Source organism: Sinomonas terrae (genome assembly GCF_022539255.1).
GTDB lineage: Bacteria > Actinomycetota > Actinomycetes > Actinomycetales > Micrococcaceae > Sinomonas > Sinomonas terrae.
The window spans coordinates 2,214,147-2,241,131 of the sequence record NZ_JAKZBV010000001.1; the positions used below are offsets into that span (position 1 = coordinate 2,214,147).

At 66.5% G+C, this 26,985-nt stretch carries 25 protein-coding genes; 5 read left to right on the plus strand and 20 right to left on the minus strand.

Features of this window, described 5'->3' with window-relative positions; genetic code table 11:
- The first annotated feature begins 10 nt into the window (after positions 1 to 10).
- From L0M17_RS10325 to L0M17_RS10335, 3 genes are all read left to right on the plus strand, one after another.
- Positions 11 to 475, plus strand: coding sequence for an NfeD family protein (locus L0M17_RS10325; RefSeq protein ID WP_241053880.1), 465 nt, complete (start codon positions 11 to 13; stop codon positions 473 to 475).
- 43 nt (positions 476 to 518) lie between these two features.
- Positions 519 to 1,637, plus strand: coding sequence for an SPFH domain-containing protein (locus tag L0M17_RS10330; protein ID WP_241053881.1), 1,119 nt, complete (start codon positions 519 to 521; stop codon positions 1,635 to 1,637).
- Between the two features lie 156 nt (positions 1,638 to 1,793).
- The gene (locus tag L0M17_RS10335; protein ID WP_241053882.1) at positions 1,794 to 2,135 is read left to right on the plus strand and encodes an RNA polymerase-binding protein RbpA; all 342 of its coding nucleotides are present in this window, start codon (positions 1,794 to 1,796) and stop codon (positions 2,133 to 2,135) included.
- A 112-nt stretch (positions 2,136 to 2,247) separates the two neighbouring features.
- Here the strand turns inward: L0M17_RS10335 and L0M17_RS10340 are convergent, their stop codons facing one another.
- The 17 genes from L0M17_RS10340 to L0M17_RS10420 form a co-directional block, all read right to left on the minus strand.
- On the minus strand, positions 2,248 to 2,982 hold the full coding sequence (locus L0M17_RS10340) for a polyprenol monophosphomannose synthase (RefSeq protein ID WP_241053883.1): 735 nt from the start codon (positions 2,980 to 2,982) through the stop codon (positions 2,248 to 2,250).
- Positions 2,983 to 3,374: 392 nt separating this feature from the next.
- Positions 3,375 to 5,051, minus strand: coding sequence for an amidohydrolase (locus tag L0M17_RS10345; RefSeq protein WP_241053884.1), 1,677 nt, complete (start codon positions 5,049 to 5,051; stop codon positions 3,375 to 3,377).
- Positions 5,052 to 5,102: 51 nt separating this feature from the next.
- On the minus strand, positions 5,103 to 8,036 hold the full coding sequence (locus L0M17_RS10350; RefSeq protein ID WP_241053886.1) for a DEAD/DEAH box helicase: 2,934 nt from the start codon (positions 8,034 to 8,036) through the stop codon (positions 5,103 to 5,105).
- A gap of 9 nt (positions 8,037 to 8,045) precedes the next feature.
- Positions 8,046 to 8,840, minus strand: coding sequence for a twin-arginine translocase subunit TatC (gene tatC, locus L0M17_RS10355; protein WP_241053887.1), 795 nt, complete (start codon positions 8,838 to 8,840; stop codon positions 8,046 to 8,048).
- A 44-nt stretch (positions 8,841 to 8,884) separates the two neighbouring features.
- A complete protein-coding gene (gene tatA, locus L0M17_RS22295; RefSeq protein ID WP_308196853.1) occupies positions 8,885 to 9,193 on the minus strand; it encodes a Sec-independent protein translocase subunit TatA in 309 nt (102 codons plus the stop codon).
- 392 nt (positions 9,194 to 9,585) lie between these two features.
- Positions 9,586 to 11,559 carry a helix-turn-helix transcriptional regulator gene (locus L0M17_RS10365; RefSeq protein WP_241053888.1) on the minus strand — a complete coding sequence of 658 codons (1,974 nt, stop codon included), beginning with the start codon at positions 11,557 to 11,559 and terminating at the stop codon, positions 9,586 to 9,588.
- 73 nt (positions 11,560 to 11,632) lie between these two features.
- Positions 11,633 to 12,028 carry an FKBP-type peptidyl-prolyl cis-trans isomerase gene (locus L0M17_RS10370; protein WP_241053889.1) on the minus strand — a complete coding sequence of 132 codons (396 nt, stop codon included), beginning with the start codon at positions 12,026 to 12,028 and terminating at the stop codon, positions 11,633 to 11,635.
- A gap of 67 nt (positions 12,029 to 12,095) precedes the next feature.
- Entirely contained in the window at positions 12,096 to 13,031 is a 936-nt protein-coding gene (locus L0M17_RS10375; RefSeq protein ID WP_241053890.1) for an FKBP-type peptidyl-prolyl cis-trans isomerase, read from the minus strand.
- Between the two features lie 102 nt (positions 13,032 to 13,133).
- The gene (gene pafA / locus L0M17_RS10380; RefSeq protein WP_241053891.1) at positions 13,134 to 14,510 is read right to left on the minus strand and encodes a Pup--protein ligase; all 1,377 of its coding nucleotides are present in this window, start codon (positions 14,508 to 14,510) and stop codon (positions 13,134 to 13,136) included.
- A gap of 43 nt (positions 14,511 to 14,553) precedes the next feature.
- Entirely contained in the window at positions 14,554 to 15,252 is a 699-nt protein-coding gene (prcA, locus tag L0M17_RS10385) for a proteasome subunit alpha (protein WP_241053892.1), read from the minus strand.
- A gap of 1 nt (position 15,253) precedes the next feature.
- A complete protein-coding gene (gene prcB / locus L0M17_RS10390; protein WP_241053893.1) occupies positions 15,254 to 16,063 on the minus strand; it encodes a proteasome subunit beta in 810 nt (269 codons plus the stop codon).
- Between the two features lie 7 nt (positions 16,064 to 16,070).
- A complete protein-coding gene (locus tag L0M17_RS10395; protein WP_043128138.1) occupies positions 16,071 to 16,274 on the minus strand; it encodes a ubiquitin-like protein Pup in 204 nt (67 codons plus the stop codon).
- Positions 16,275 to 16,367: 93 nt separating this feature from the next.
- Positions 16,368 to 18,017 (minus strand): depupylase/deamidase Dop, encoded by a 1,650-nt coding sequence (gene dop, locus L0M17_RS10400; RefSeq protein WP_241053895.1) that lies wholly within the window; start codon positions 18,015 to 18,017, stop codon positions 16,368 to 16,370.
- A gap of 23 nt (positions 18,018 to 18,040) precedes the next feature.
- The gene (gene arc, locus L0M17_RS10405) at positions 18,041 to 19,792 is read right to left on the minus strand and encodes a proteasome ATPase (RefSeq protein WP_241056400.1); all 1,752 of its coding nucleotides are present in this window, start codon (positions 19,790 to 19,792) and stop codon (positions 18,041 to 18,043) included.
- A gap of 161 nt (positions 19,793 to 19,953) precedes the next feature.
- Positions 19,954 to 20,970, minus strand: a complete 1,017-nt coding sequence (locus tag L0M17_RS10410; protein WP_241053896.1) for a tRNA (adenine-N1)-methyltransferase — start codon at positions 20,968 to 20,970, stop codon at positions 19,954 to 19,956.
- A 39-nt stretch (positions 20,971 to 21,009) separates the two neighbouring features.
- Positions 21,010 to 22,179: a site-2 protease family protein gene (locus tag L0M17_RS10415; protein WP_241053897.1), complete on the minus strand. Its 1,170-nt coding sequence runs from the start codon at positions 22,177 to 22,179 to the stop codon at positions 21,010 to 21,012.
- Complete coding sequence (locus tag L0M17_RS10420) at positions 22,176 to 22,922, minus strand: HAD family hydrolase (RefSeq protein WP_241053898.1); 747 nt, start codon at positions 22,920 to 22,922, stop codon at positions 22,176 to 22,178. Before L0M17_RS10420 ends, L0M17_RS10415 begins: the two co-directional genes overlap by 4 nt.
- Before the next feature lie 107 nt (positions 22,923 to 23,029).
- Between L0M17_RS10420 and L0M17_RS10425 the strand changes: the two genes are divergently transcribed.
- Positions 23,030 to 23,929 carry a proteasome assembly chaperone family protein gene (locus L0M17_RS10425; RefSeq protein WP_241053899.1) on the plus strand — a complete coding sequence of 300 codons (900 nt, stop codon included), beginning with the start codon at positions 23,030 to 23,032 and terminating at the stop codon, positions 23,927 to 23,929.
- A gap of 21 nt (positions 23,930 to 23,950) precedes the next feature.
- On the opposite strand, the gene mshC is transcribed toward L0M17_RS10425, so the two are convergent.
- Entirely contained in the window at positions 23,951 to 25,225 is a 1,275-nt protein-coding gene (mshC, locus tag L0M17_RS10430) for a cysteine--1-D-myo-inosityl 2-amino-2-deoxy-alpha-D-glucopyranoside ligase (protein ID WP_241053900.1), read from the minus strand.
- A gap of 53 nt (positions 25,226 to 25,278) precedes the next feature.
- Complete coding sequence (locus tag L0M17_RS10435) at positions 25,279 to 25,494, minus strand: hypothetical protein (protein ID WP_241053901.1); 216 nt, start codon at positions 25,492 to 25,494, stop codon at positions 25,279 to 25,281.
- Between the two features lie 91 nt (positions 25,495 to 25,585).
- Between L0M17_RS10435 and L0M17_RS10440 the strand changes: the two genes are divergently transcribed.
- The gene (locus L0M17_RS10440; protein ID WP_043128125.1) at positions 25,586 to 25,813 is read left to right on the plus strand and encodes a DUF5703 family protein; all 228 of its coding nucleotides are present in this window, start codon (positions 25,586 to 25,588) and stop codon (positions 25,811 to 25,813) included.
- On the opposite strand, the gene L0M17_RS10445 is transcribed toward L0M17_RS10440, so the two are convergent.
- On the minus strand, positions 25,810 to 26,976 hold the full coding sequence (locus tag L0M17_RS10445) for an acyl-CoA dehydrogenase family protein (RefSeq protein ID WP_241056401.1): 1,167 nt from the start codon (positions 26,974 to 26,976) through the stop codon (positions 25,810 to 25,812). The genes L0M17_RS10440 and L0M17_RS10445 overlap by 4 nt on opposite strands.
- Between the last annotated feature and the right edge of the window lie 9 nt (positions 26,977 to 26,985).

A 26,985-nucleotide genomic window follows, 5' to 3' on the forward strand; every position in this document is an offset into this window, starting at 1 on the left:
GGAGGGTTCGGTGGACTGGATCGCGCACAACGCATGGATGCTCTGGCTCGTCCTCGCCCTCGTTCTGGGCGGGATCGAGATGATCAGCCTGAGCCTCGTCTTCGCGATGCTCGGCGGGGGCGCCCTCGCGGCCTTCGTGGCCGCCGTCCTCGGCGGCCCCACCTGGCTTCAGGGGCTTGTCTTCGCCGCAGTCTCGGTCGGCATGATCGCATTCGTCCGTCCCGTGGCCATGCGTCATATGAAGCCGGGCATCGAAGATATCAGGACCAATGTCGACCGCCTCGTCGGTTCCCGCGCGATGGTGATGGAGGCAGTCGACAGCAGCAAGGGCCTCGTCAAGATCGGCGGCGACGTGTGGACGGCCCGGGCCGAGCGGGGCGAGTTCCTGCCCGGCGACGTTGTCCAAGTCGTAGCAATCGAAGGGGCAACCGCCGTCGTCGCGCCGGGCGGCGAGACCTCACCATACAGAAGCTGACAGCCTCTCCCTGGCCGCAGCCGACCACCGTAAAGGGGACACCATGGATGCCGGAGGAATTCTTCTTCTCGTCGTCGTCATCGCGCTCATCCTGTTCATCGCAACCGTCATCGGCCGCTCGGTTCGGATCATCCCGCAGGCGCGCGCCGGCGTCGTCGAACGCCTCGGCAAGTACCAGCGCACGCTCAATCCCGGGCTCACGCTGCTCATCCCCTTCGTCGATCGGCTGCTCCCGCTGCTCGATCTGCGCGAGCAGGTCGTCTCGTTCCCGCCACAGCCCGTCATCACGTCGGACAATCTGGTCGTCTCGATCGACACCGTGGTCTACTTCCAGGTGACTGACCCTCGGGCTGCCACCTATGAGATCGCCAACTACATCCAGGCAGTCGAGCAGCTCACCATCACGACGCTCCGCAACGTCGTCGGTGGGCTCAACCTCGAAGAGGCGCTGACTTCGCGCGACCAGATCAACGGCCAGCTTCGCGGAGTGCTCGACGAGGCTACCGGCCGGTGGGGCCTCCGGGTCTCACGCGTCGAGCTCAAGGCAATCGAGCCGCCGCACTCGATCCAGGACTCGATGGAGAAGCAGATGCGCGCCGAACGCGATCGGCGCGCTGCGATCCTCACCGCCGAGGGCACCAAGCAATCCGCGATCCTCACGGCCGAAGGCGAACGGCAGTCCCAGATCCTGAAGGCGGAAGGCCAAGCGAAGGCAGCAGTCCTCAAGGCCGACGGCGAATCCCAAGCCATCCAGAAGGTCTTCGAGGCGATCCACCGGGGGAATCCTGACGGCAAGCTCCTCGCTTACCAGTACCTGCAGACCCTGCCGAAGATCGCCGAAGGCGGGTCGAACAAGCTCTGGATCATCCCCAGCGAAGTCGGCGATGCGCTCAAGGGCATCGGAGGAGTCCTCGGCAACATGGGTGGCCAATCCGCGGCGACCGCACCGACCGAGGCGATCGGACGATCTGCGAACGGCGGCAACCAGATGTCTGCGGAATCCGACTCCGCGGGCTCGGGAGAGCAAGAGCCTGACCTGCTCGAGGCGGACGCCCGCGCTTTCGAGGAGGAGGCTGCACGTCCCTCCGAACTCGATGCCGAGGCCCAAGGCATCCTCGAGCACCACTCGCTTCGGCCCACGGACGAGGATCCGCGAGCGTAGATCTGCGCGCATAAGCCTCCCCTGCCTGCCCCGAACGCCCTTCCTTCAAGGCCTCGGCCTATAATGGGAATTCCGCCCGGGAACAGGCGAGAGTCTGCGGGCGTTGAGATATGAGTCGGTTCGACGGTCCGAACCGAAGAACGCGAGGGAGAAGATATGAGCGACCGCAGTCTGCGCGGCATGCGTCTGGGTGCACAGTCCATGGAGAGCGAAGCTGGCGTCGAGCCGGCCCCTCGCCAGCGCGTCGAGTACCGCTGTGAGGACGGCGAGCAGGTCTTCGTCACGTTCTCCTCCGAGGCAGAGATCCCTCCCGTCTGGACGTCCAAGACTGGGAAGGAAGCCTACCTCGTCGACGGCGAGCGCCCCTCCGAGAATTCCGAAAAGGCTGTTCGAACGCACTGGGACATGCTCTTGGAGCGCCGTAGCGTCCCCGAACTCGAGCAGATCCTCCAGGATCGCCTCACGCTGCTCCGCGAGAAGCGCGGCGAGCGGGTCTGAGTCCTAGAGAGCCGCAAAGGGCGGGAACCGTACGGTTCCCGCCCTTTTTTGGCCTCAGTGGGCTTGTGGCCTCAGCCGGGCCGGTGAAGCCCTGCAACTGTCTTAGGTGCCGCTATCGCTGACGACGGTGGGTGAGCTGGTGCCATCGATCTGAGAGACCCCACTTGGTGACGTTGAGCATGGCCTCGACGACGATGTTGCCGCTCATCTTCGATGCGCCCAGCTCACGCTCGACGAAGGTGACGGGTACTTCTGCGACCTTGAGCCCCATCCTCGCCACGCGCCATGCGAGGTCAACCTGAAAGCCGTAGCCGACCGACTCCACCCCGTCGAGATCGAGCTTCTCGAGTGTGGTGCGGCGGAAGGCGCGGTAGCCCGCCGTCATGTCCCTGATCTTGAGGCCGAGCATGAGCCGGGCGTAAGTGCTGCCGGTGCGCGAGATGAGCTGCCGGTAGGCAGGCCAGTTGACGACCGTTCCCCCCTGCACCCACCGCGAGCCGATCACGAGGTCCGCTCCCTGCTCGACTGCCTCGAGGAGGCGGGGCAGCTGCTCGGGCTGGTGCGAACCATCGGCATCCATTTCGACAACCACGTCATAGTCCCGCTCCAGCGCCCATTTGAAGCCCGCGAGGTAGGCGGCGCCGAGGCCTTCCTTGCCCTTGCGGTGCATCACGTGGACCTGCTGATCTTCAGAGGCGATGCGATCTGCGAGCTCACCCGTTCCGTCAGGGCTGTTGTCGTCCGCCACGAGGACGTCCGACGCCGGAACTGCCGAGCGCAAACGACCGAGCGTCTTGGGAAGGGACTCGAGTTCGTTGTACGTCGGGATGATCGTCAGAATACGCACGCAGAAGTCCCTTTCGAGGCTGGTTCATGGGTCCGCACCCCCGCGCGAGGGCACAGTCGCCCATTATATCCAGCTCGTCGGCAGGCCCACGCGCCTTCGGGCCAGTCGCGGGGCCGGCAGCTGGTCAGTCCCCCGACTGTTTTCTACTGACACGTGGGCCTGCCCCGAGGGCAGCGCCACCGCCCACCACGGGCGGCGACTGGGCCTTCCGCAAGCGGCGACCCGATGTCAATCGATCCTACGTGGCCCTTCCAGCGTGTCAACCGTCCTTTCACCTGCGAAGACTCGCGTTTCTCCTGCTCAGGAGCAGTTTCTTCGAACGTGAAATGGGCAGGGACTTTCGAATCTGTGACGCTGTCCCTCGAGGAGAACACGGGCTTGTCCCCTCGTGCTCAGGCTCCGAAGCTGTCGGCGCGGTAGAGTTCCTGCCCTCGGTGAACCGTCTCAAGGCAGCGAGGAGCGTTCTCCGTATCGAGAGCAGGCAGGAGCGGCGTCCTCGCCCTAGGATCGGTGCTCCAGGCCTGAACTCTCTCGTCCGCGACCTGGACCATCAGTTCATCGACCTCCCAGATCGCGAAGCTTGCAGGGGCGCCGGGCACCAGTTGGCCCATGAGCGGGTCGCGGTGGCGGATTGCGCGCCATCCCGCCCTCGTGTGGCCGATGAACGCAGCCCGCGCCGAAATCCGCTCCGACGGATTCGAGTGACGCAGGCACGCCGCGATGCTAGCCCAGGGGTCGAGGTCGCAGACCGGGCTGTCACTCCCGAAGCACAGCGGCACACCAGCTGCAGCGAAGCGAGCGAAGGGGTTCATGCGTGAGCTTCGTTCCCCGAGCCGACGCTCATACAGACCCCCTTCTCCGCCCCATGCAGCGTCGAAGAGCGGCTGGACGCTCACCATCACGGCGTAGGCCGAGAGTGCGGCGATAGCTTCAGGGGACGCCATCTCGACGTGCTCGAACCGATGCCCAGAGGCTCGGACCGCTGACGCGCCGGCAAGATCGCTCGCGAGGGCCAGACCGTCGAGCGCGATCTGCAACGCGCCATCGCCGATCACGTGGAAGCCTCCCTGGATTCCCAGCTCCGAGCACGCGGCGAGGTGCCGGCCCACTTGCTCGGCGCCGAGGTACGCGATTCCGCGCTGGCCGGGGCCGTCGTCGTAGTCGGCGGTCAGGAAGGCGGTGTGGGACCCAAGCGAGCCATCGATATTCAGGTCGCCCGCAAGCCCGAGCACCGGCACACCGAGTGAGTCGAGGATCCCACGCGCTTCGTCCGGAGACTGCGCCAGTTCTCCCCAGTAAGCGAAGATCTCAGGAAGGCCAGGCGCATCGGGCGAGGCTGCGTCGTCGGACGCTGCTCCCAAGAGAAGCTGAAGATCCTCTACCCCGCCGATCTGAGGGGCAGCCTGTTCGACGAGCGCAACGTAGCCGCGGCTTGCAGCGTGCTCGCGAGCCGCACGGTGCAGAGACCGGATCTCGTGCTCGTCGCTCGGCCGTGCCACTGCCCGCGCCGCCACAAGGGCACCGCGGGAGGCAAGCACGCCGTTCCAGCCGTCTGCCCGACCCGAATCAGTCCCATTGGAACCAGCACCATCGAGTCCCGCAGCGGTTGCCAGCGCTGGCGAAACGAGCGCGGAATGAACGTCGACGCGCGTCAGCAGGACTTTCCGGGAGCCGGCAGCCCGCTCGAGTTCTCCCGCCGTGGGCAGCACGGGATCGTCCCACTTGGACTCGTCCCAGCTGTGGCCGTGCAGGGTGCCGTCACACTCCGAGGCAGCCCGTTCGACGGCGCGGAGCAAGTCTGCGGCCGAGCGTACGCCGGAAAGGTCGAGTGAGCGAAGCGCCAGGCCCGTATCGGAAACGTGGACGTGGGAATCGACAAAGCCGGGGGTCACGACGGCTCCGTCAAGGTCGACGATCCGCATGCTCGAATCGGCGATCGAGGTCGCGGCCTGCTCGGAGCCCACCCAGGCGACCGTGCCGTCGTCGACCAACATCGCCGACGCGAGGGGGTCCGCAGTGGAGTACACGGAACCGTTGCGGTACAGGGTGAGCTCGCGCCCAGAGGACATGGGAATCCCTTTCGGTCAGTCTTTGGTGCGGCAGCACCGCGGGAAGGAAGGCTAGTCGGAGACGCCGGAGTACGCGACGACGCCGCGCTTGATGCTGTCGATCGCGGCGTGGCAGATGCGGCGGAGCCGCGGCTCTATGCCCGGTACGTCTGCAAGCTGATCGAGGAGGTCTACGACCTGCTTGACCCAGCGCACGAAATCGCCAGCTGCGAGTTCCGTTCCCGAGAGCACGTTCTGCAGGTCGCGCCCTCGCGCCCATTTGTACAGTGGCCAGACGAGACCGAAATCGGGCTCGCTGGTGCGGGGAAGCCGATGCTGTTCCTCGACGTCCTCGAGGCGCGACCATTCGCGAACCACCACGTCGACGGCGACATCGAGGGAGACGCTGGGCATCTTAGGCGGCAGCCCGGGCTCGTCACGCTTTGCCTGGTACACCAACGTGCTCACGAGGGCTGCGAGCTCGGCCTCGTCCACGTCGTCGAACGCCCCGGCTCGAAGCGCAAGCGCCGTCAGAAGATCCTTGTCGCCGTAGATCCGACGCAGCTTCTGGCCCTCGTCGGTGACCCGTACGTCACCGCCTGCCCGCTCGAGGCAGCCGTAGGATTCGAGCACTTCGCAGACCCTGTCGAAGGTCTTGGCGATCGTGTTCGTCCGTCCTCTGATCTGCTCCGTGATCCGGTCGGTCTCCTTGCGGAGCTTAGTCCAGCGATCCGCCCAGCGGGCGTGCTCTTCCCGCTCGGCGCACCCGTGGCACGGATGGGCCCGGAGCTGCCTGCGGAGTTCGACGATGCGTCGCTCGGTGTCCTCGTAGCCCTGCGCAAAGGCGAAGTCCCGGCGTGAGCGTCGCTTCCTGCCAGTCTCCAGCCCTTCTGAGCGCGACCGGTTGACGGCGTGGCGCATGGACGCCGCGAGGTCCCGCCGGTCCTTGGGGCGCTTCGGGTCGAAATGCTTCGGGATCCGGATCCTGGCGATCGGCTCGATCGGCCCTTCGAGGTCTTGGAAGCCAATGCGTCGCAGGTTGTGGTCGAACGTGAGCACGTGCGGGCGGGGTTCGCGTGCGTTCGTATCCGCTGAAACGACCACCGCGGAGCCGCCGAGGCGGCCGTGTGCGATCTCGACGACGTCGCCCGGCTGGAGGCGCGCGAGGGAGTCCACGACCATGTTTCGCCGCGCCCGGCCAGCCTCGCGCGACGCGTACTTCTCGGCCGCGGCGAGTTCCTCACGGAGCCGCTGGTACTCGCGGAAGTCGCCGAGATGGCACGTCATCGCCTTCTCGTAGCCCGCGAGCGACTCCTCACGCTCCCGCACCTGCCGCGCGAGCCCCACCACGGAGCGGTCCGCTTGGAACTGGGCGAAGGAGCTCTCCAAGATCTCGCGAGTCCGCTTCCGACCGAACTGGGCCACGAGATTGATGCTCATGTTGTAGGTGGGCCGGAAGCTTGAATTGAGCGGGTAGGTCCGCCGTGAGGCGAGGCCCGCGAGGGCGGCCGGGTCCAGCCCGGGACGCCACTGCACGACGGCGTGCCCTTCGACGTCGATCCCACGGCGCCCCGCTCGTCCAGTGAGCTGCGTGTACTCCCCCGCCGTGATATCGACGTGGGCCTCGCCGTTGAACTTCTCGAGCTTCTCGATAAGCACGCTGCGCGCTGGCATGTTGATTCCGAGGGCGAGGGTCTCGGTCGCGAAGACGGCTTTCACGAGTCCCGCTGCGAACAGCTTCTCGACGACCTCCTTGAAGGCTGGGAGAAGTCCGGCATGGTGCGCCGCGAGTCCCCTGAGGAGGCCCTCCCGCCACGACCAGAAGTTGAGGACCCCGAGGTCCGCGGGCGGCAGGTCCTTCGCCGACTCCTCGACGACCGTTGAGATCTCGGCCCTCTCTGCGGGCGTTGTGAGGTCGAGACCCGCGTCCACACACTGCTGCACAGCAGCGTCACAACCCGCGCGCGAGAAGATGAAATCGATACAGGGCAGAAGTCCTTGGCGCTCGAGGGCCTGGATCATCTGCGGCCGGCTAGCCCGAGTGCCTGCCGTCTGCATACCGGGTGCGCCCCGACCAGGGCCAGCCTTGACGCCGCGTTGGCGTTCCTCCCGCCGGTTGGCCCGCCCCCCGTGAGAAAACCGGGAGCGGTGTTGGGCGTGCACCTCTCGACGTGCAATCTCGACCAGCTCGGGGTTGACGGCGGTCAGTTCTCGGGGCTCTTCGGACGAGCCGAGCCCGACGGCCTCGGCGCCTTCCGCTGCGTCTCCCACGTGATCATGAACGTCGGCCAGATCTTCGAAGGACTGCCGGGTCGCGAAGAGGTCGACGAGTCGGCGGCCGACCATGACGTGCTGCCAGAGCGGCACGGGACGGTGCTCCGACACCACGATGTCGGTCTCGCCGCGGACCGTGTCGAGCCAAGCCCCGAACTCCTCGGCGTTCGAAACAGTCGCGCTGAGCGAAACGAGGCGCACGCCCCGCGGAAGGTGGATGATGACCTCTTCCCAGACGGCGCCTCGGAAACGGTCCGCGAGGTAGTGGACCTCGTCCATCACGACGTAGCCCAGCCCTTGCAGGGTCGACGAACCGGCGTACAGCATGTTGCGCAGCACTTCGGTCGTCATGACGACGACGGGTGCCTCGCCGTTGACGGTCACATCGCCGGTCAGCAGCCCGACTCGGTCCTGCCCGTAGGCTTCTGCGAGTTCGGTGTACTTCTGGTTCGAAAGCGCCTTGATCGGAGTCGTATAGAACGCCTTCAGGCCCTTGCGGAGAGCGAGATGGACGGCGAACTCGCCCACGACCGTCTTCCCCGCGCCGGTCGGGGCCGCGACGAGGACTCCCCTGCCAGCTTCAAGTGCTCGGCAGGCCTCCCGTTGAAAGGGATCGAGAGGGAACGGCAGCTCCGCCGAAAACGCCCCTAGCTCCGTCTTGGCGAAGGCCCGGCGCTCTGCATCAAGTGCAAAACGCTCAGCCGGGGTCAGGTTCTCGGGGGCGGTGGACATAGGTCCAGCCTAGAACTTGTCGAGGTCCTCGCGTGACGTCGGCGTATCGGCGATGGCCTCGGTCTCCTGCATGGCCTTGATCTGACGGCGGGCCTTCCTCTTGTCCTGAAGCAGGCAGAGGCCGATCGCCGCGAAGAACAGCGCGAGCAGGGGGACGGCGAGCATGAACATCGAGATGGCGTCAGCCCCGGGGGCAGCCACTGCCGCCAGCACGAAAACGAGCAAGACGGTGATGCGCCACGCTTTGAGAATGACCCGCCCCGGCAGGACGCCCGCCGCGTTGAGGCCCACGAGGACAACCGGCACGAGGAACGCGAGACCCAGGAAGAGGACCATATGGGTCACGAAGTCGATGTACTCACGCCCGTCGATGAGGTTGGAGAATCCCGACGGCGTGAACTGCGTGAGGGCGCGGACCACATTCGGTGTGACAATCCAGCCGATCCAGACACCCGCGAGGAAAAGGGGAACCGCAGCCCCCATGTAGCCGAGCGTGTAGCGGCGCTCCTTGACCGTGAGCCCAGGCATGATGAAGGCCCAGATCTGATAGATCCAGATCGGGCTCGAGATCACCAGCCCGATCTGGATTGCAAGCTGCAGCTTGAAGTCGAACGGTGAACCGACCGTCGAGAAGTTGACCCCAGAGATCCCGCCGGTCCGCTGCGCGATGTCGCGGACCGGCTGCTGAAGCGCTTCGAGAATCGGGTCATACAGGAACCAGCCGATGACAGCGCCGACGAGCACACCTGCTGCTGACTTGATGAGGCGGTTCTTGAGCTCCCGAAGGTGCTCCATGAGGGGCATTCGGCCTTCGGGGTTGGCCTTCCGCCCCTTGGGCGCGGCCACGCTCAGGCGCGCTGGGACGGGCCGGCGGTACCGCCGTCGCCCTCTTCAGCGCCCTTGGGCGGGATGACCTTGCCCTCCACGGGAGGCTCTCCAGCCTCAGGGGATTGGGGCGAAGCCGAGGACGAAGAAGTCGACGACGAGGACTGCGGTTGGTTGCCCTCGCTCCTCATCTCCTTGACCTCGGAGCGGAGGATCCGCATGGATTGGCCAAGGCTCCGGGCCATGGTCGGAAGCTTTGGCCCCGCGAACAGCAACAGCGCCACAACAATGATGATGACGATAGGCCATGGGCTATCGAAGAGTCGTCCCACAAGAAGTCCTTTCCTTCTTAACCAGTCTAGATGAGTCCTAGGTCACGGAGGGACTGCGCTTGCCCTCTCTCTGCGCGCCGCGCGACTCTCCGCGCCCGCCGCGCTTCGCGACGCTCCGCCCTGCCGTGTTCGTAGGCCCTGCGCACTTCGTCGGGTCGGGCAAAAACCCCGTCTCCCGCCACCTGACGGCCACCCTCAGTGCCGAGATCGGTGTGCGAGCGCGACTCGGTTGTTAGGGGCGCGACCACTTCCCCGAAAGCTGAACTGGCGTCACGGAAGACCCGGAGAGCCTTGCGGGCAAGCCAGAAGCCTGCCGCGGCGGCCGCAACAGCACTGAGGAAAAGCAAGGCCGCCCAGAGCAGGACCCAGAACCACCACGGCATGTGAAGAGCCTATCTGCTGAGAGCCGTTTGAAGCGCGCGGGTCAGCCAGGCGCGACTTCCTTCGACCGCCTCCTCTGGCCCCTCCAGGGCAACGGAGCCGCCGAACTGGGCAAGGAACCGCGGAAGCCAGTCGAGACTGGAGACTCGCATCCTCACCCGGCGGCTGCCGTCCTCGAGGTCTAAGCCGTCCTCGGCCGCGTATTCGTGCTCGACCCATAGCGCCTCCGGAGCAAGCCGCAGGGTTGCCTCGATGTCGGTGTCTCGGGGTTCGAACATCGGTTGCTGCGTGGGAGCCTCAAAGTCTGCAGGAAGTGGAATGGGAGCCGAGGGCTCGAGACTCACAATGCGGTCCACCCGGAAGACACGCCGCTCCTCTACCCGGTGGCAATAGGCGTCGACGTACCACCGATCGCCATCGGAACGGAGGCCCAGCGGATTCACGAGGCGCTGGGTGCGTTCGTCCTTCGTGGGGTTCAAGTAGTCGAGCCGTAGGGTGCGTCCTTCGGCAACCGCGGCACGTAGTTCAGGAAGAAGCTCGGCGTTGCGCTGGGGCTCGGTCTTGAGGTCGATTTCAGGAATCGAGCCCATGCCCTTCAGCGTCGCCGCACTCACCTTCTCGGCAAGGGAACGGATGGCTGGCTGCTCGTCCACCGAAGCCATCGGCAGGAGGGTCTGCAGCCCAAGCTGCAACGAGAGCGCCTCTTCGATGCTGAGCCGGCGGGGGCGCGCAAGCTCGGGAGCGTTTGCCAGGCTGACGACGCCGTCCCGCACCTGAACCTCGATGAAGTCCTGCCATCCCCCGAGGTCGGTGGGGCCCGAGAACTCGAGCGCAGTGAGTTCCTGGAGGAGCACGCGAGGAGTGACGCCATACCGAGCTGCAGCCTCGTCCACCCTAACTGGCCCCTGCATCAGGAACGGCACGAGGTCGACAATGCGGCTGAGGCGTTCGTCGGAGGTCATGGTCCGGCGTGCGGTGGGGGCCGGGGCAACGGGAGACGCTCCCTGCGTCCCCAGCGCCGAAAGGGCCCCCTCGAGGCGGCGTACGACGGCGTCAGCAAGCTCGCGAGGAGCCTCGACGATGAGAGCGTCCCCGAAGCCTGCAAGATAGTCCGCGGCAACGCTCAGGTCCTGATAGGGGTACTCGCCCACGTCCCAGCCCTCGGGGGCGTCTGGCGCAGGAAGCGGAGTCCACGCCATCCTGAGCTCGAGCGCGCGGCCCTCTGCGACGCGGAGACGGGCCCTCTGCACCGGTATCGCCATGAGCTCTTCGAGCTGTTCGTGCACCATCCCCGGGGGAGCTGGCTCGAAGGAACCATCGGCTCCGGCCAGAATCCGCCCCCGGATCCTCGAGAGGCGGAAGACGCGGGCTGCGTTTCGTGCCATATCGAATCCCACGAGATACCACTGTCCATAGCGCTGCCCTAGGCCCCACGGCTGGACGCGCCGCTCCTCCTCCCGCCCGGTGCTGGTCGCGTAGTACTGGAACCTGATCTCGGCCTGTCTGGAGGCGGCGTCGGCGAGGATTGCATAGCGGGGATCGGCGATGCGGACGCGCGGCTGCACGAGCGACGGGGGCGAGTCCGGCAGCGCACCTGCCGCTTCGAGCCGCCGGAGGGCGGCACGGGCTGGCGCGGCGGCGAGGGCGCCCTGACACGCAAGGCCAGCGAGGGCGAGCAGCGACTGCTCCTGCGGCGTGAACTCCAGCTCGGGGAGCCGGAAGAGCCGGGGATCGATCCGATAAAGCGAGGTCGTGGCCGAGCTGTCCTCACGTTCGTAGCCCTGGCGCTCGCTGATCTCCGCGCCGAGCGCCCGCAGATCAGCTTTGTCCCGTTCGAATTGACGTTCGACGGTCTCCCGGTCCCGCCCCGCACCGGGTGCCCACTCGTAGACGTCCCGGAGCAGCCGATCGCGGGAGATCCCACGCTCCGTGTGGAGGAGGGCGATCAGGAGGTTCAGGAGACGTTCGGTCTTCTTCTGGGACACATGTGCAGGCTACCCGGAACACGACACTGGCCGCGGACGGTTGAACGTCCGCGGCCAGTGTCGCCAGCAAGCGTCAGCGGATCCCGACGAGGTCCACGACGAAGATGAGCGCTTCGTTCGGGCCGATCGCTCCGCCCGCGCCGCGCGAGCCGTAGGCCAGATCGGACGGGATCTCGAGCCGGCGTCGGCCGCCGAGCTTCATCCCGAGGAGCCCCTGATCCCACCCCTGGATGACCTGCCCGACGCCAACTCGGAAGTCGAGTGGCGCCCCGCGGTTCCAGCTCGCGTCGAACTCCTCCCCCGTCGACCAGGCTACGCCCACGTAGTGAGCAGAGACCGTGTCGCCGGGTGCGACCTCGCGCCCGTCGCCCTCGACCAGGTCGACAATGTTGAGTTCGCTGGGCGCTGGGCCCTCAGGGAAGTCGATCTCCGGCTTCTGCCGGTCGTACTTGCGCTGTCCAAAGGACATGGCTGTTCCTCTCTCTGGGCGAAATCTCTCGGCGAATCTCTGAGCGGAAGTGGCTCGATGCGGAATCCTACTGGACGCCGAGAATATCGACGACGAAGACGAGGTCACCCTTCGCGCCGCCTTGGCCTTGTTCACCGTAGGCCTGCGCGGCGGGGATGACGAGTAGAACGCGGGATCCGACCGTCTTGCCAGCCAGTCCGTCTGTCCAGCCTTGGATCACCTGGCTCAGCGCGAAGGTCGCCGGCGTGCCGCGGTCATAGCTCGAGTCGAATTTGGTGCCATCCGACAGGTTCACGCCCACGTAATTCGCCACGATGGTGTCGCTCGACTGCACCACGGCCCCCTTGCCCTTAATGAGGTCCTGGGAGATGAGCTTGGTGGGCTTGGCGACGCCCTTGACGTCGATCTGCGGAACGCCCTTGGAATCGGTCGTAACCTTGGGGAGCCCCGGCGGAGGTGTGACGGTGTCGCCCTGCGGCCCCGAGAGCGGCGCCGGGACATCCTTGGCGTCGGTGACCTTGAGGATGAGGAGCGTGGTCGTTCCGTCGCCTCCCTGCTCTGCGCTCACGGGCGGCGTCGCGTACGCGAGGTAGGAGCCGATCTTCGAACCCACGAGCGCGTTGTAGAGCGTCGCATTCTGCTGCTGGAGACTGCTGTCGACAGGCACCTTCTCCGGCTGGCCCGATGAGAACGTGTCGCCGAGGACGCTGCCGTCAGTCCCCTTGAGGGCGAGGACATTCACGACGGCGGACTGGCCCGCCTTCACGGCGGCCCCCGTTCCCTGCTGAACCGTCTTCACGGTGAGGGACGAGACGGTGAGCGGCTTCTTGAAGTCGACCGTGGGAGCCTTGTCCGTGGGCGTGACTTTGAGTGAGCTGAGAGCGCTCACGTCGCCGGCATCCTGACTCGTCGGCTGCGTCGTGGGCTGGCTCGAGGAGCCTCCGGAACTGCACCCGGCAAGGAGCAGGGCGAGGGGCAGCAAGAGCGCAAAGAGTCGGCGCACTGATCAACTTCCTGTGGGGGTGTCCGCCACGTCCGTGGCGGCGGTCGGGGCCCTCTGGCCCCCTCTAGGGTAGCGGCTCTGCCTGTGAGGGGTCGGTGGCCCCTACCCGGCGAAAGGACGAAGCGTGTCGAGGAGCTCGTCGACCCTCGGATCCTCGTTTGCGAACGGGTCCTTGCACAGGATGGTGTGGTGGGCCCGGTCGTTGAGCTTGAGGTGCACCCAGTCCACCGTGTAGTCGGCCCCCGCGGCCTGCGCTGCCTGCACGAATCTTCCCCGAAGCCGCGCGCGCGTAGTCTGGGGCGGGGTGTCCATTGCCTCCTTGATGGCGGCATCGTCGACCAGTCGCGCCGCGCCTCCATGATGCTGCAGAAGGAAGAAGAGTCCGCGCTCCGGGCTGATGTCGTGATACGTCAGGTCAAGCTGGGCCACGCGTGCGGAATCGAGGTCGACGTCGTGGCGGGAGCAGTAGGAGTCGATCAGCTTCTTCTTGATGGCCCAATCCACTTCGGTGTCGATCTTCGACGTGTCACCCGTTTCGATGGCCGTGAGGGTGCGGTCCCAGAGGTCGAGGATGCGAGGCACATGCGGAGTATGCGCGCCGTAGTCCTGCACGAACTGGCTGACCTTCTCGAGATAGATGCGCTGCATGTCGATGGCGGTGACTTCTGAGCCATTGGCGAGACGGACGACGGCGCGTCCCGAGAGATCGTGGGAGATTTCCCGAATGCTGCGGATCGGATTCTCCATCCGCAGGTCCCGCATGATGATCCCGGACTCGATCATCCGCAGAACGAGATCGACCGTTCCCACCTTCATCATCGTCGTCGTCTCAGCCATAGTCGAATCACCGACAATGACGTGGAGCCGCCGGAAGTGCTCTGCGTCGGCATGTGGCTCGTCCCGCGTGTTGATGATGGGCCGCGACCGGGTCGTGGCCGAGGAGAGTCCCTCCCAGATGTGGTCGGCCCGCTGGGAGAAGGCGTAGATGGGCCCATGGGGAGTGCGCAGCACCTTCCCGGCCCCACACAGGAGTTGGCGCGTCACAAGGAACGGAATGAGGATCTCCGCGAGGCGCGAGAACTCGGTGCGTCGCGGGATGAGGTAGTTCTCGTGGCTCCCGTATGAATTGCCGGCCGTGTCCGTGTTGTTCTTGAACAGGTAGACACTGCCGTCGAAGCCTTCCTCGCGGAGACGCTTCTGGGCCTCGTCGATCAGGTCGACGAGGATCCGCTCCCCGGCCCGGTCGTGAGCCACGAGTTGGGCGACGTCATCGCATTCAGCCGTTGCGTACTCGGGGTGGGACCCTACGTCGAGATACAGCCGCGAGCCGTTGCCCAGAAAGACGTTGGACGAGCGTCCCCAGCTCACGACCTTGCGGAACAGATAACGCGCTACCTCTTCAGGAGCGAGCGGACGTCCCTGAGGGCTCGAATACGCGATGCCGAACTCAGTCTCGACACCGAAGATGCGGCGGTCCACGCGGCTCCTTTGAACTAGTTGCTGGTCCGGGTCGAGGCCGGCCTCAGGTCGATACGGCCAGGAGCTCGTCGAGCTCCTCGCCCGCAATCCGCCTGAAGGCTCGGCGAACGCCGCGCTCGGTCTCGGAGTGGCGGTCGAGGACCCCCACTTCAAGGCTCAGGGGTGCCTCGGCACGCTCCTCGCGGAGAGCCTTCGCGGCGAGCTGGATCGCCTCCGTGAACGAAGCGTCCGCGCTCCAGCCGGCGACGACGGATTCGGCAACACGGTCGGCGGCGCCGCCCATGACGACGAATCTCTTCTCATCGGCGATCGAGCCGTCAAAGGTGAGGCGGAAGAGGTGGTCCGTGCCGACGTCGTGCCCCACCTCTGCCACGGTGAGCTCGACCTCGAAGGGCTTCTGTTCGGCAGTGAAGACCGCCCCTAGACTCTGGGCATACACGCTCGCGAGGCCTCGTCCTGTCACGTCGACCCGGTCGTACGAATAGCCCCGAACGTCGGCGTACCGAACGCCCGCCTGCCGAAGGCTCTCGAACTCGTTGTACTTGCCCACGGCGGCGAAGGCGATCTTGTCGTAGATCTCCCCGATCTTGTGGAGCGACGGCGAGGGATTCTCCGCGACGAGGGCAATCCCCTCCCGGCAGCTCAGCACGACGACGGAGCGGCCCCGGCCGATGCCTTTCCGAGCAAAGTCGGCCCGGTCCTTCATCACCTGCTCGGGCGAGACATAGAACGGCTGGGTCATCTCAGGCCTCCCGTCCGGCGATGCTGCGCTGCTCGAAGATGTCGCCGGCGATCTGGCTCAGCTCGTGCTCGGAGGCCCGACGGTGCCCCGCGCGGGTGACGGTGTAGACAACCGGCCACAGCTGACGCAGGGGGTCAGGGCCCCCGGTGGCCGAATCGTCGTCGGCTGCGTCGAAGAGCGACTCGACGGCGATGCGCACCGCGTCCTCCTCTGCAAGGCCCGGCCGCCAGAGCTTCTTGAGCGCGCCACGCGCGAAGACTGATCCGGAGCCCACCGAATGATGCTCCGGCTCCTCGTACCGGCCGCCAGTGACGTCGTACGAGAAGAGCCGGCCCACGCCCTGTTCAAGGTCGAATCCAGCGAACAGCGGGACTACCGCGAGTCCCTGGAGGGCAAGGCCCAGATTCCCACGGATCATCGCACCGAGTCGGGTGGCCTTCCCCTCAAGGCTCAGCCGAGTGCCCTCGATCTTCTCGTAGTGCTCGAGTTCGACCTGGAAGAGCCGGACGATGTCGATCGCGAGGCCTGCCGTTCCCGCGATGCCGAGCACGGAATAGCGATCGGCGGGGAAGACCTTCTCGATGTGACGGCTCGCGATCATGCTCCCCATCGTCGCGCGCCGGTCCCCGGCCATGACGACTCCGCCGGCGAAGGCCATGGCGACGACGGTCGTGCCGTGCGGCGCGAGATGGGACGCGTCGGTGGGAAGGACCCTATTAGAGGGAAGCAAGTCGGGACGGGCTGAGGCAAGGTGCTCGGTGAAGGACGACGTCGACTGAGCGGCGACGCGTTCTGCGAGGAAATCGTTCATCCCGGGCCTACTGGCCGCCCTTCTGGACGAACCCACGCACGAACTCCTCGGCGTTGCTTTCGAGCACGCCGTCGATCTCGTCAAGAAGGTCGTCTACACCCTCCGTCGCTTCGGACGCCTGAGGGGCGGCAGGCGCGGGCGCGGGCGTGCCCGGGTCGACGTCCTCGTTCTCGTCCCGTGACTGGCTGCTCTTCTGCTCCTGACCGGCCATGGCCGCCTCCTTGCGTCGAGCCCGGCGCCCCTGCGACGGGCTGTGGAACCTATACTGTCACTCTTTCATGGCCGCGACCCGGCCGCGGGAACCTTATGTGTGGTGTTCCCCGAGCAGGGCATCGAGAAAGCCCTGGATGTCCTTGTGCCCCTCGAAGAGCGGCTCCGTGAGGGCACGCGTTCCGCGCAGCGGTTCGCGAGTCGGAACCCGTTGGAGCCGGTAGCTGCCGGGAGGTGAGAACACGACCGAATCCCAGCTTGCACTCGCGACGTTGGCCGGGAACCGCTGAATGCTCTTGCCGCGGAACCACGCGCGCGTGTCCGACGGCGGATCGATGGCCGCCCGCGCGATGTCGCGATCGTCGACGAGCCGCTCGAGGCTCCCCTTCGAGATGAGACGATAGGCGAGTCCCCGCTCGGGCCGCACATCAGACCACTGGATGTCGATGAGGCCCAAGCGAGCGTCGTTCCACCCCAGGCCATCACGTGCCCGGTAGCCCTCGAGCACCTTCTGCTTCGCCGCCCACTCGATATAGCCGGCCGCCGCGTCATGATCCGTTTCGAGATCGGTGAGCGCGCGCTCCCAAAGGCGAAGGACGGTGGCAGTGTGCCCGTCCCCACCGTGCTCGGCGGCCACGCCGGCATCCGCCGCGAGCTTCGCCGCAGCCTCGAGATACAGCCACTGAACCTCCAATCCCGTGAGGTGCCTGCCGTCAAGGAGGCGGACCGTCTCGCGGAGGTCGGTGTCGTGGCTCAGACGGTGCATGGCGCCGACGGGCTCGTGGACCTCGATCTCGGGTGCGACGCCCGCCTCGATGACGCTCAGGACCAGAGCTGTCGTGCCGAATTTAAGGTAGTTGGCGACGTGGCTGCAGTTCGCGTCGCCGACGATGACGTGCAGCCGGCGGTACTTGTCGGCCACAGCGTGCGGCTCATCCCGCGTGTTGATGATCGGGCGCCGCATCGTCGTCTCGAGCCCGACTTCGGCCTCGAAGAAGTCCGCCCGCTGGCTTACCTGATAACCGGGGGTCCGGCCGTCCTGACCCAACCCGACGCGGCCCGCCCCGCACACGAGCTGGCGCGTGACGAAGAAGGGGGTCAGCCCTCGGACTAGGTCGATGAACGGCACGGCTCGCGGCACGAGGTAGTTCTCATGTGAGCCGTACGATGCGCCCTTGCCGTCCGTGTTGTTCTTGTACAGGTTGATCGGTCCGCGTTCGGAATCTGCGCTCAGGGCACGGACCGCAGTCAGCACAACGGCATCCCCCGCCGAGTCCCACAGCACCGCGTCGAGGGGATTGGTCACCTCCGGGCTCGAGTACTCCGGATGCGCGTGATCGACGTAGAGCCGGGCTCCGTTGCCGAGCACAAGGTTCATGAGCGCCGGTTCTTGGTCCCCGTCGAGCTCGAGTTCCGCCGGACCGTGTGCGAGAGCAACGCCTTCCGCGGTCAGGACCGGCTCCAGATCCGTCAAGAGGTCCGGGTGGGCCTGGTTTCGCCGCACCGACCAGCCTCGGGCGTCCCGCAACGGAGATTCGTCGGTATAGTCCCAACCGGCCCCCGGCGAAGCGTGGAGCCGCTCCCGCGTGAGCTTCGCGTAGGCGGCAATGACCTGCGACGAGAGATACGTTGCATTGGCGCTGGGCGTCGCCGGCGCGTGGATTCCGTACTCCGTCTCCGAGCCCATGACGCGCAGGGCACCTCCCGCGGGAAGGGCCTCGGGTCCGTGCTCCGTGCTCGGCATGTCATTCCCCTTCGCGGCTGGGGTCACAGGTACTGGCCCGTGCTCTGCGTCGTCTCGATCGTGCGTCCGGGCTCACTTCCACCCTTGCCCTGGATGATCGTGCGGATGTACGTGATCCGCTCGCCCTTCTTGCCCGAAATCCGTGCCCAGTCGTCCGGATTGGTCGTGTTGGGCATGTCCTCGTGCTCGCGGAACTCGTCGGCCACGGCGCGGAGGAGGTGGTCCACTCGGATGCCCTTCGAACCAGTCATCAGGAGGTCCTTGATGGCGGACTTCTTCGCGCGGTCCACCACGTTCTGGATCACGGCCCCCGAGTTGAAGTCCTTGAAGTACAGGATTTCCGTGTCCCCGTTGGCGTAGGTGACCTCGAGGTACTCGTTCGCCTTGTCGGTCGAGTACATCGCCTCGACCGTCCGCTGGATCATCATGTTCACGGTCGCAGCCCGATCGCCGCCGTGCTCTGCAAGGTCAGCGGGATGGATCGGCAGCTCACCGGTGAGGTACTTCGAGAAGATGTCGGCCGCGGCCTCAGCGTCGGGACGCTGGATCTTGATCTTCACGTCGAGGCGCCCAGGACGCAGAATCGCAGGGTCGATCATGTCCTCGCGGTTGGACGCGCCGATCACGATCACGTTGTCGAGGCGCTCCACGCCGTCGATCTCGCTCAGCAGCTGTGGGACGATCGTCGTCTCGACGTCCGACGAGACACCTGTTCCACGCGTCCGGAACAGCGAGTCCATCTCGTCGAAGAACACCACGACCGGACTTCCGTCCGAGGCCTTCTCCCGTGCCCGGGAGAAGATGAGGCGGATATGCCGCTCGGTCTCGCCGACGTACTTGTCGAGGAGCTCGGGACCCTTGATGTTGAGGAAGTAGCTCTTGATGTCCTGGGTTCCTGCGCGCTCCATCGCCCGCGCCGCGAGGGAATTGGCCACAGCCTTGGCGATGAGGGTCTTGCCGCAGCCTGGAGGGCCGTAGAGGAGGATGCCCTTGGGCGCCTTGAGCCCGTGCTCCCGGTAGAGGCCCGGATGCAGGAACGGCAGCTCGACGGCGTCTCGGATCTGCTCGATCTGGGACGCGAGGCCGCCGATGTCGTCGTAGCTAATGTCCGGGACTTCCTCGAGCACGAGGTTCTCAACCTCGGAACGGGGCACCTTCTCAAGAGCGGTCTGTGTCCGGTTGTCCACGGACACGGCGTCGCCGACGCGCAGCTGTTCGAGCTGGAGTGGGCCTGACAGGCGCAGGACCCGCTCTTCGTCACCTCGCCCGATGACGAGGACGCGGTCGGCGCCGAGGAGCTCCTTGATCGTGACGAGTTCACCCGAGCGCTCGTAGCCGAGCCCTGCAACGACCTCGAACGCCTCGTTGAGGAGGACCTCCTGGCCCACACTCAGTTCGGAGAGCGAGACGAGCGGGCTCAGGCCCACCCGGATCTTCCGTCCGGCTGTCACAACGTCTGCACTTTCGTCGGTGACGGCGGCAGCCGACCCACCGGCGGGGCGACGGCGATTGAGTTGGACGATTGTTCCGTAGCTGTAGGGCGGCTGACCCTCGTGCTCGAGCGCCGACTTCAGGCGGACGATCTCGCCCTTGGCGGTCTGAAGCATCTCTGCCATGCGAGTGTTGTTCGACGTGGCCGCCGAGAGCTGCCGGTCCACCGTCCGGAGCTTGTCCCGGAGGACATTCACCTGACGCTCAAGAACGCTCAACTGCTCAGCGTGTGCTCGTGCGGTGGCGTCCTCACGACCCGTTCCGGTGCCGTCACGCTCTTCCATCACTCTCACACCCTCTCGTGCCTCGGAACATTCCGATACTTCGACACTAGCCCTCCTTAGCCGTGCGCAAACCGCTTTGAGCACCAGAGAAGCTAAGCGTTACATTCACGCAATGTTCGGGGCGAGAGAAAGGTTGCGCACGGGTAATTCACCCGCAGCAGTCAGGACTCCTCAGTCCTCCCCGCGCGCGCGTCACGGGCGGCGCGACGCAGCTTGCGATCCGACACCGGGCGTTCCCCCACCGACTCGGGCGTCCAGGCGTTGAGGTCCTCCTGCGCGAACTCGCCTTTGGCCCGCTTCCTGCGCACCAAGGGGGCGACACCGCCTGCAAGACGACGGGTCACCAGCAAGAATCCGGTGTGCCCCACCATGCGGTGCTCGGGGCGCACTGCGAGGCCCTCGAGGTGCCAGCCGCGCACCATGGACTCCCACGCATCGGGCTCGGTGAACCGCCCGTCTGCGCGGATGGCTTCGGCGGTCCGCGATAGCTGGGTTGCAGTGGCCACGTAGTTGATCCAGACGCCGCCAGGGGCCAGCACGGTGGCGACGGCGTCAAGGCATTCCCACGGGGCGAGCATGTCGAGCACGACCCTGTCGACTGTGCCCGGCTCCTCCGCCTTCACGACCTCGTCCTGGAAGTCGCCCAGCGAGATCCGCCAGGCCGGGTGCGGACCGCCGAAGATGGTCTCGACGTTCCCGCGCGCAATGTCCGCGAATTCCTGGCGACGCTCGAACGAGTGGAGGTAGCCGCCGTCGCCCACTGCGCGGAGAAGCGAAATCGAGAGCGCGCCGGAACCGACGCCCGCTTCGACAACGCGCGCCCCGGGAAAGATGTCTGCCATCGTGATGATCTGGCCGGCGTCCTTCGGATACACCACTGCCGCACCGCGCGGCATCGACAGCACGAAGTCCGAGAGGAGCGGGCGAAGAGCCTGATACTGATGTCCCGCCGTATTGGTCACGACAGAACCGTCGGGCTCGCCGATGATCACGTCGTGGTTGAGGAACCCCTTGTGCGTGTGGAACGCCCCGCCTGCCTCGAGGGTGATCGTGTTCATCCGGCCACGCTCGTCGGTGAGCTGGACGCGCTCGCCTACCCGGAAGGGGCCACGACGATTGACTGCGCCGGTCGGCTCGGGCACGAGCTCGGGCGAGATCGGGGTGCTGCTCTCGGTCATGGGTCCCTTCTTAGGTGTGGTGAGGTGAGCTGGGCAGGGCTAGCGTGCCGGGCGGCCCGAGATGGCGGAGACCACCGCGCGCTGGCTGAGCAGGCCGACGACCCGACCCCCCGCGTCGATGACGGCGTACTCAGTGCCCTGAAGCTGGGCGAGGTACTGCACCAGTTCCTGGCCGGCCGCGCTCTCGGGCACGTAGGCGCCCGGGGCGAGCGCGTATCCAACGGCAGTCACGGGCGTGCTCCCCCGGGCCTCGTCCGGCACGCGGGCGATGGCTGCGGGATCGACAACCCCCTGCGGTTTGCCGTCGGGTGCACAGAGGACGACGACGACGCCCTGGCCCGCGCCCGCCTGCACGGCTTCATCGACGGAGGCGAAGTTGGGCACGCCGACTGCGGGGACTGCCAGCCGGCCGGCCACGATGCTGGGAAGGCGGCTCCGGAAACCGGCGTTCCGAATCGAGGCCGAGGCGCCCTGCCACAGGAACGCGGCGACAAGGAGCGTGACCAGCGTGAACGAGATGTCGAGAGATTCGCCTTGGAGCCATGGGAGGACGAGACCGAAGAAGACAATGCCTGCCACGACAATCCGACCCGCCCAGCCTGCGGCGATTGTGCCCTTCTCCTGGGAACCGCTCACCTTCCAGACGACGCTCTCGACGAGGCGTCCGCCGTCGAGAGGGAGCCCCGGAAGCACGTTGAAGAGGCCGATGAGGAAATTGGCCCACATGAACGTATTGAGAAGAATCCCCGGCACCTCCGGCAGCCCCACCGACGTCACGAGAGGCCAAGCTCCCCCCGCAAGAATTAGGTTCGCGGCGGGTCCCGCTAGGGCGACGACGACGGAACGGCCAGGGGAGGCAGTGAAGGCCTCGAACTGTGTGTGGCCGCCCCACAGGTTCAACACGATCTTCTGGCTCGGCCAGCCAAATGCCCGCGCGCTGAGTGCGTGTGCCAGCTCGTGGACGAGCACTGACAGCAGCAGCAGGAAGGCGTAAGCGAGTGCTACAAGATAAGCGGCGTTGCCAAGCTGCGGTAACAGCCTCGGGCCGCCCACCACGACCGTGAACCCGGCGATCAGGAACCAGGAATAGGCAAGGAAGACGGGAACGCCCGCGATGCGACCCAGCCTGATACCGCCGCGCCCGCGGCTTTCGGAAGCATGACTGTGGCCGCCCCCGTCGTGCTGGGGACTTTGGCCGCCGGAGGTCATTCGCGCCCCTGACCGACGAAATCAGCCGAGTTCCGGACGAGGACTCCGGCCAGGTCCGCAGGCGTGTGCCCCACGAGCGTCTCCCACTGCTCCGCACCGAGGTGCGCCGGAACGGCAACGGCGCTCGGGACGACAATCGTGGTGAGGCCGGCGGCCTCGGCCGAAGACGCTCCGGGAGCGGAATCCTCGATGGCGACGCACTCGCTCGGGGCCAAGCCACCGACGTCGCTCGTGAGGCGTGCGAGGCCCTTGAGGTAGGGCTCCGGGTGCGGCTTGCCGTTCGCCACGGCGTCGCCAGTGACGACCGCGCGAAAAGTCCCAATCGGCAGGTGCTCGAGGATCTTCTCCACCATCGGCCGCTCGGACATCGTGACGAGGGCGCAGGCGATGCCCGCCTCGACCAGGGACGCGAGAAGCTCCTGCGCACCCGGCCGCCACGGGACGGCGTGGCCGAACTGTTCGATCACGCGCGCCGTCAGCCGATCGATGATCTCGCGCTTGTCCAGGGCCACCCCCGCTTCCTGGAGGATTCCCGCGGAAGTGGGAAGGGCCTGCCCGACCAAACGCATCGCCTGCTCGTGGCTCCATGTGCCGCCGAAAGCCCCGACCAGCTCCCCCTCGGCGACGATCCAATACGGCTCGGTGTCCACGAGCGTTCCGTCCATATCCCACAGGACGGCACGCAGCGGTGCTGTGTTGGCTTCGGCGTCGGGCTCGGCGTCGGTTTGGGCGGGAAGGCGCATATGGACCAGTCTACGTGGAGCGCAGGCCTGTCCTCCGTGCGCGAAACTTGCCCGCGACTGCCGCCACAGGCCCTGCGAAGCGGCTCGCTTGGTCATAGTCTGGAGCGATGAATGAGTTCGACGCCGACGCTCCGGCTCCCCATCCTGGCCTCTTTCCGGCGCCTGAAGAGGGCGAGCGGGTCACCGTCATGCTCGCGGCCTTCGAGGGTTGGAACGACGCCGGCGAGGCGGCGAGCGAGGCAATCCGGGCCATCAAGCGCCAGTTCGGTGCGCAGAAGGTCGGGGCCATCGACGCCGATGACTACTACGACTTCCAGTTCACGAGGCCCACCGTTCGGCGCTCCGGCTCGGGCCGTCGCCGCATCCGCTGGCCATCGACCCGAGTGTCGACGGCACGGCTCGAGGGCTACCCGATCAACCTCGTGTTCGTGCAGGGCACGGAGCCTTCCTATCGTTGGCGCGGGTTCACGGAAGACCTCATGGAGTATGTCGAGGATCTCGACGTTGACTACCTGATCGTCGTCGGCGCGCTCCTCGCCGATGTCCCGCACAGCCGGCCCATTCCGGTCACCGCCACGAGCGAGGCGGGCGACCTCCGGGAGCGGCTCAATCTCGAAGCCTCGCAGTACGAGGGACCGACAGGCATCGTAGGGGTGTTCGCCGACGCGGCGGACCACCACGGCATTCCGACGGTATCGCTCTGGGCGGCCGTCCCGCACTATGTCGCGCAGGCCCCCTCCCCCAAGGCTCAGCTTGCACTGATGCACCGCATCGAGGAGCTCATCCAGGTACCGCTCGAGACCAACGAGCTCGCCGAAGACGCGGAGGCCTGGGAGCGCGGCGTCAACGAGCTCGCAACTGAGGACCCTGAGATCGCTGCGTACATCCAGCAGCTCGAGGAGGCGAAGGACACCGCCGACCTGCCCGAGGCGACCGGAGAATCGATCGCGCGGGAGTTCGAGCGCTACCTCAAGCGTCGCGGCAAGGACGGTGGCGCGTCCAACTGAGCCAGGCGTCCAGCTGAGGCCTCAGAGGCGCACGCCCAGCAGCGCGTCGACGGCCGCGGCGACCAGCGCGCCGTCGGACGCTTCTCCTTCGCCGCTGGCGAGGGCGTCGTCCGCCCACTTGTCGACCGCTGCAAGGGCTCGAGGAGCGTCGAGATCATCTGCGAGGGCGCCACGGATCTCGGCGACGAGCAAGTCGGCCGAACCGCGTCCCGCGCGGGGAATCGCCTCGCGCCAGCGGCTCAACCGAGTCTTGGCGATTTCGAAGAGCTCCTCAGTCCATTCCCAGTCAGACCGGTAGTGGTTGGCCAGGATGGCCAAGCGAATGGCCTCCGGCGCCTCTCCGGCAGCCCGGAGCTTCGAGACGAGCACGAGATTGCCGAGCGACTTGCTCATCTTCTGCCCGTCGAGACCCACCATCCCTGTGTGGGCGAAGTGGCGCGCGAGTGGCACGCGGTGAAGGGACCAGGCATGGCCCGCGCCCATCTCATGGTGTGGGAACTGGAGATCCGAACCGCCGCCCTGAACGGTGAACGGCGCTGGAAGGAAGCGCTGGGCGATGACGGTGCACTCGATGTGCCAGCCCGGGCGGCCGCGGCCAAGAGTGCCCCCATCCCACCGTGGCTCCCCGAGCCGCGCCTCGCGCCACAGGATCGGATCCAACGGGCTGTGCTTGCCCGGACGCTCAGGATCTCCACCGCGCTCACCGAACACGTCGATCATCTCGGCGACCGTGAGGTGTGAGACCTGGCCGAGGCGCCAAGCCTCAGGCGTATCGGCGCGCCGCGTCGCCTCGGTGACGTCGTAGTAGATGTCGCCGTCCGGCTCGCCTTCCGCACCCGCGAGCTGATAGGCCAGCCCCTCCTCGAGGAGGCGCTCGATCTCAGGCACGATCCAGGGAATCGACTCGACGGCCCCGATGTAATGATCCGGGGGAAGGACGTTGAGGGCTTCCATGTCGCGTTGGAAGAGGGCGATCTGCTCCTTCGCAAGCGTCCGCCAGTCCACGCCCGTCGCATCAGCTCGCTCGAGCAGCGGGTCGTCGACGTCGGTCGTGTTCTGGACGTAGGCGACGGTGCTCCCAGCGTCGCGCCACACGCGGTCGAGGAGGTCGAAGGCAACGTAGGTCGCGGCGTGGCCCAGATGGGTGGCGTCGTAGGGCGTGATACCGCAGACGTACATCGACTGCTCGGCCTCTACCGGGAGCTCCGCCATCTCGTTCCGCGCCGAGTCCCACAGTCGAATCGCCCCGCTCTGGCCGGGGACGGACGGAACGGGAGCCTGACGCCAAGTCTTCACGCCCTCAAGCCTAGTGCCCCTCGCGATGCGGTCGGCACAGGGCGTATGCGCTCCTAGCCTTCGTCCCCGTCGTCGAGAAGGTCCATCGGCAAGTCCTCGCCGTAGGCGTCGTAGAGCGCGTCCGCGTAGGCCTCGAACGCATCGGCAATGGCGAAATAGGCAGCCTCGACGGCCGGATCGTCGTCACCACGCCGGGAGGCCGCGGCCACGAGGTGCTCCTCGAGTGCCGCCGTCAGCGAACCGAGGGCCACGCGTGGGTCGATGCTCATGGCCCCACGGTAATCTGAATGCGGGGGACCTGCCTAGACGGGCATTGCGCCCGGTCTAGGTCTTGGAACGGCACGTCAGAAAGCGAGGGCCATGAAGGAGATCCTCAGCTCGAGCCCGGCCCGCAGCGCCGCGCAAGGGAAGTACGAGTACCTCGTCCTATCGGTCAACCCCGGAGAATCGATCGCGGCCGCACGACAGCGGGTGCGCGAACACTCCGAATACGGCAAATGGGAACTCGAGCGGAGCCGGCTCTATATGGGCGGGGTGCGGCGCTATTGGCTGCGCCGCAAGGTGATGGTCGTCGAAAGGACGGCCTAGCTTCCTGCCGGATCCTCGATGGGACCGAGGAGGGCGGTCGCAACAGTTGCGTGCGCAGATTCGGGATCCGAGGGGTGGTAGAGCCCGGCAAGCACGTCCCTGTAGAGGCGCTGCAGCTCGCTTGACCGAAAGTAGCCGCCTCCGCCTCCCACCCGCATCGCGGCCTCGACCACCTGACGAGCGGTCTCCGTCGCCCGATGCTTGAGTCCGCTGAGGGCCGCGAACCAGGCGCTCCCCCGGTCTACGCATCCGTCTATGTCGTCCGCGATGCGCTCGAGCTGCGGCAGGACGCCGTCGAGCGCAATCGCGGCATCGGCGATCTGCCAGCGGATGTCCGGATCGTGCGAATACGGCCGGCCCCCATTCCTGAGGGATTTTCGCCGATGGGCCGCCTCGACGGCCAACTCGAGCGCGCGCTCTGCGATCCCCGTGTAGACCGCGGCGAGCAATGTCTCGAAGACGGCAAAGATCCCGAAGATGAGCAGGTCCGGATTGGGCCCCACAGGGAGGGTGCGGATGATCCGGTCGGCGGGCGCCAAAGCACCCTCGAGGATTGTGGTGCACGATTGGCTCGCGCGCATGCCCAGCGTGTCCCAGTCGTCCAGATGCCGCCACCCCGGCTGATCCCGCTGGATGAAGCCATAGACGAGCCGAGGCTCCGTCCCTGTCTCGTCCTTGCCGAAAGTGCCCATCCGGGTCCACACGGGGGCGAGGCTCGTGAACACCTTCACACCGGTGAAGGAGTAGGCGCCGTCTGGGAGCGGAGCGGCGGTTGTGACGGAATCGAGGAGCACTGAGTCGTTGCCGGCCTCGGAGATCCCGAACGCGAAGACTTCCCCGGCCGCCGCCTCTTCCAGGACGAAGTCGAGCGACGAATCCCCGCGGGCTTGGAAGACCCGCGCCACGCCCGTCCAGACGAGGTGCATGTTGATGCCGAGAGCTGTGGCAGGAGCTGCGGCAGCGAGGCGTCGCTGGAGGCGGACGACGTCGGCAAGGCTGGCTCCCAGCCCGCCGTCCTCCTTGGCGACGAACGCCCTGAGATATCCCGCGGCAGTCAGCTCCTCGAAGTCCTCGCGGAAGAACTCGTTGCGTTCGTCGTAGCCGGGCGCACGCGACCGGATGCGCTCGAGAAGCTCATCGGGAAGCACAGCGGACGGATCCAGGACCAAGCC

Coding starts and splice junctions, on each gene's coding strand:
- L0M17_RS10330 (WP_241053881.1), top strand. CDS start 519: ATGGATGCCGGAGGAATTCTTCTTCTCGTCGTCGTCATCGCGCTCATC.
- L0M17_RS10335 (WP_241053882.1), top strand. CDS start 1,794: ATGAGCGACCGCAGTCTGCGCGGCATGCGTCTGGGTGCACAGTCCATG.
- L0M17_RS10345 (WP_241053884.1), bottom strand. CDS start 5,051: ATGTCCTCTGGGCGCGAGCTCACCCTGTACCGCAACGGTTCCGTGTAC.
- L0M17_RS10350 (WP_241053886.1), bottom strand. CDS start 8,036: ATGTCCACCGCCCCCGAGAACCTGACCCCGGCTGAGCGTTTTGCACTT.
- tatC (WP_241053887.1), bottom strand. CDS start 8,840: ATGCCCCTCATGGAGCACCTTCGGGAGCTCAAGAACCGCCTCATCAAG.
- L0M17_RS10370 (WP_241053889.1), bottom strand. CDS start 12,028: ATGTCCTTTGGACAGCGCAAGTACGACCGGCAGAAGCCGGAGATCGAC.
- prcA (WP_241053892.1), bottom strand. CDS start 15,252: ATGACCCAGCCGTTCTATGTCTCGCCCGAGCAGGTGATGAAGGACCGG.
- prcB (WP_241053893.1), bottom strand. CDS start 16,063: ATGAACGATTTCCTCGCAGAACGCGTCGCCGCTCAGTCGACGTCGTCC.
- L0M17_RS10395 (WP_043128138.1), bottom strand. CDS start 16,274: ATGGCCGGTCAGGAGCAGAAGAGCAGCCAGTCACGGGACGAGAACGAG.
- dop (WP_241053895.1), bottom strand. CDS start 18,017: ATGCCGAGCACGGAGCACGGACCCGAGGCCCTTCCCGCGGGAGGTGCC.
- arc (WP_241056400.1), bottom strand. CDS start 19,792: ATGGAAGAGCGTGACGGCACCGGAACGGGTCGTGAGGACGCCACCGCA.
- L0M17_RS10410 (WP_241053896.1), bottom strand. CDS start 20,970: ATGACCGAGAGCAGCACCCCGATCTCGCCCGAGCTCGTGCCCGAGCCG.
- L0M17_RS10415 (WP_241053897.1), bottom strand. CDS start 22,179: ATGACCTCCGGCGGCCAAAGTCCCCAGCACGACGGGGGCGGCCACAGT.
- L0M17_RS10420 (WP_241053898.1), bottom strand. CDS start 22,922: ATGCGCCTTCCCGCCCAAACCGACGCCGAGCCCGACGCCGAAGCCAAC.
- L0M17_RS10425 (WP_241053899.1), top strand. CDS start 23,030: ATGAATGAGTTCGACGCCGACGCTCCGGCTCCCCATCCTGGCCTCTTT.
- L0M17_RS10435 (WP_241053901.1), bottom strand. CDS start 25,494: ATGAGCATCGACCCACGCGTGGCCCTCGGTTCGCTGACGGCGGCACTC.
- L0M17_RS10440 (WP_043128125.1), top strand. CDS start 25,586: ATGAAGGAGATCCTCAGCTCGAGCCCGGCCCGCAGCGCCGCGCAAGGG.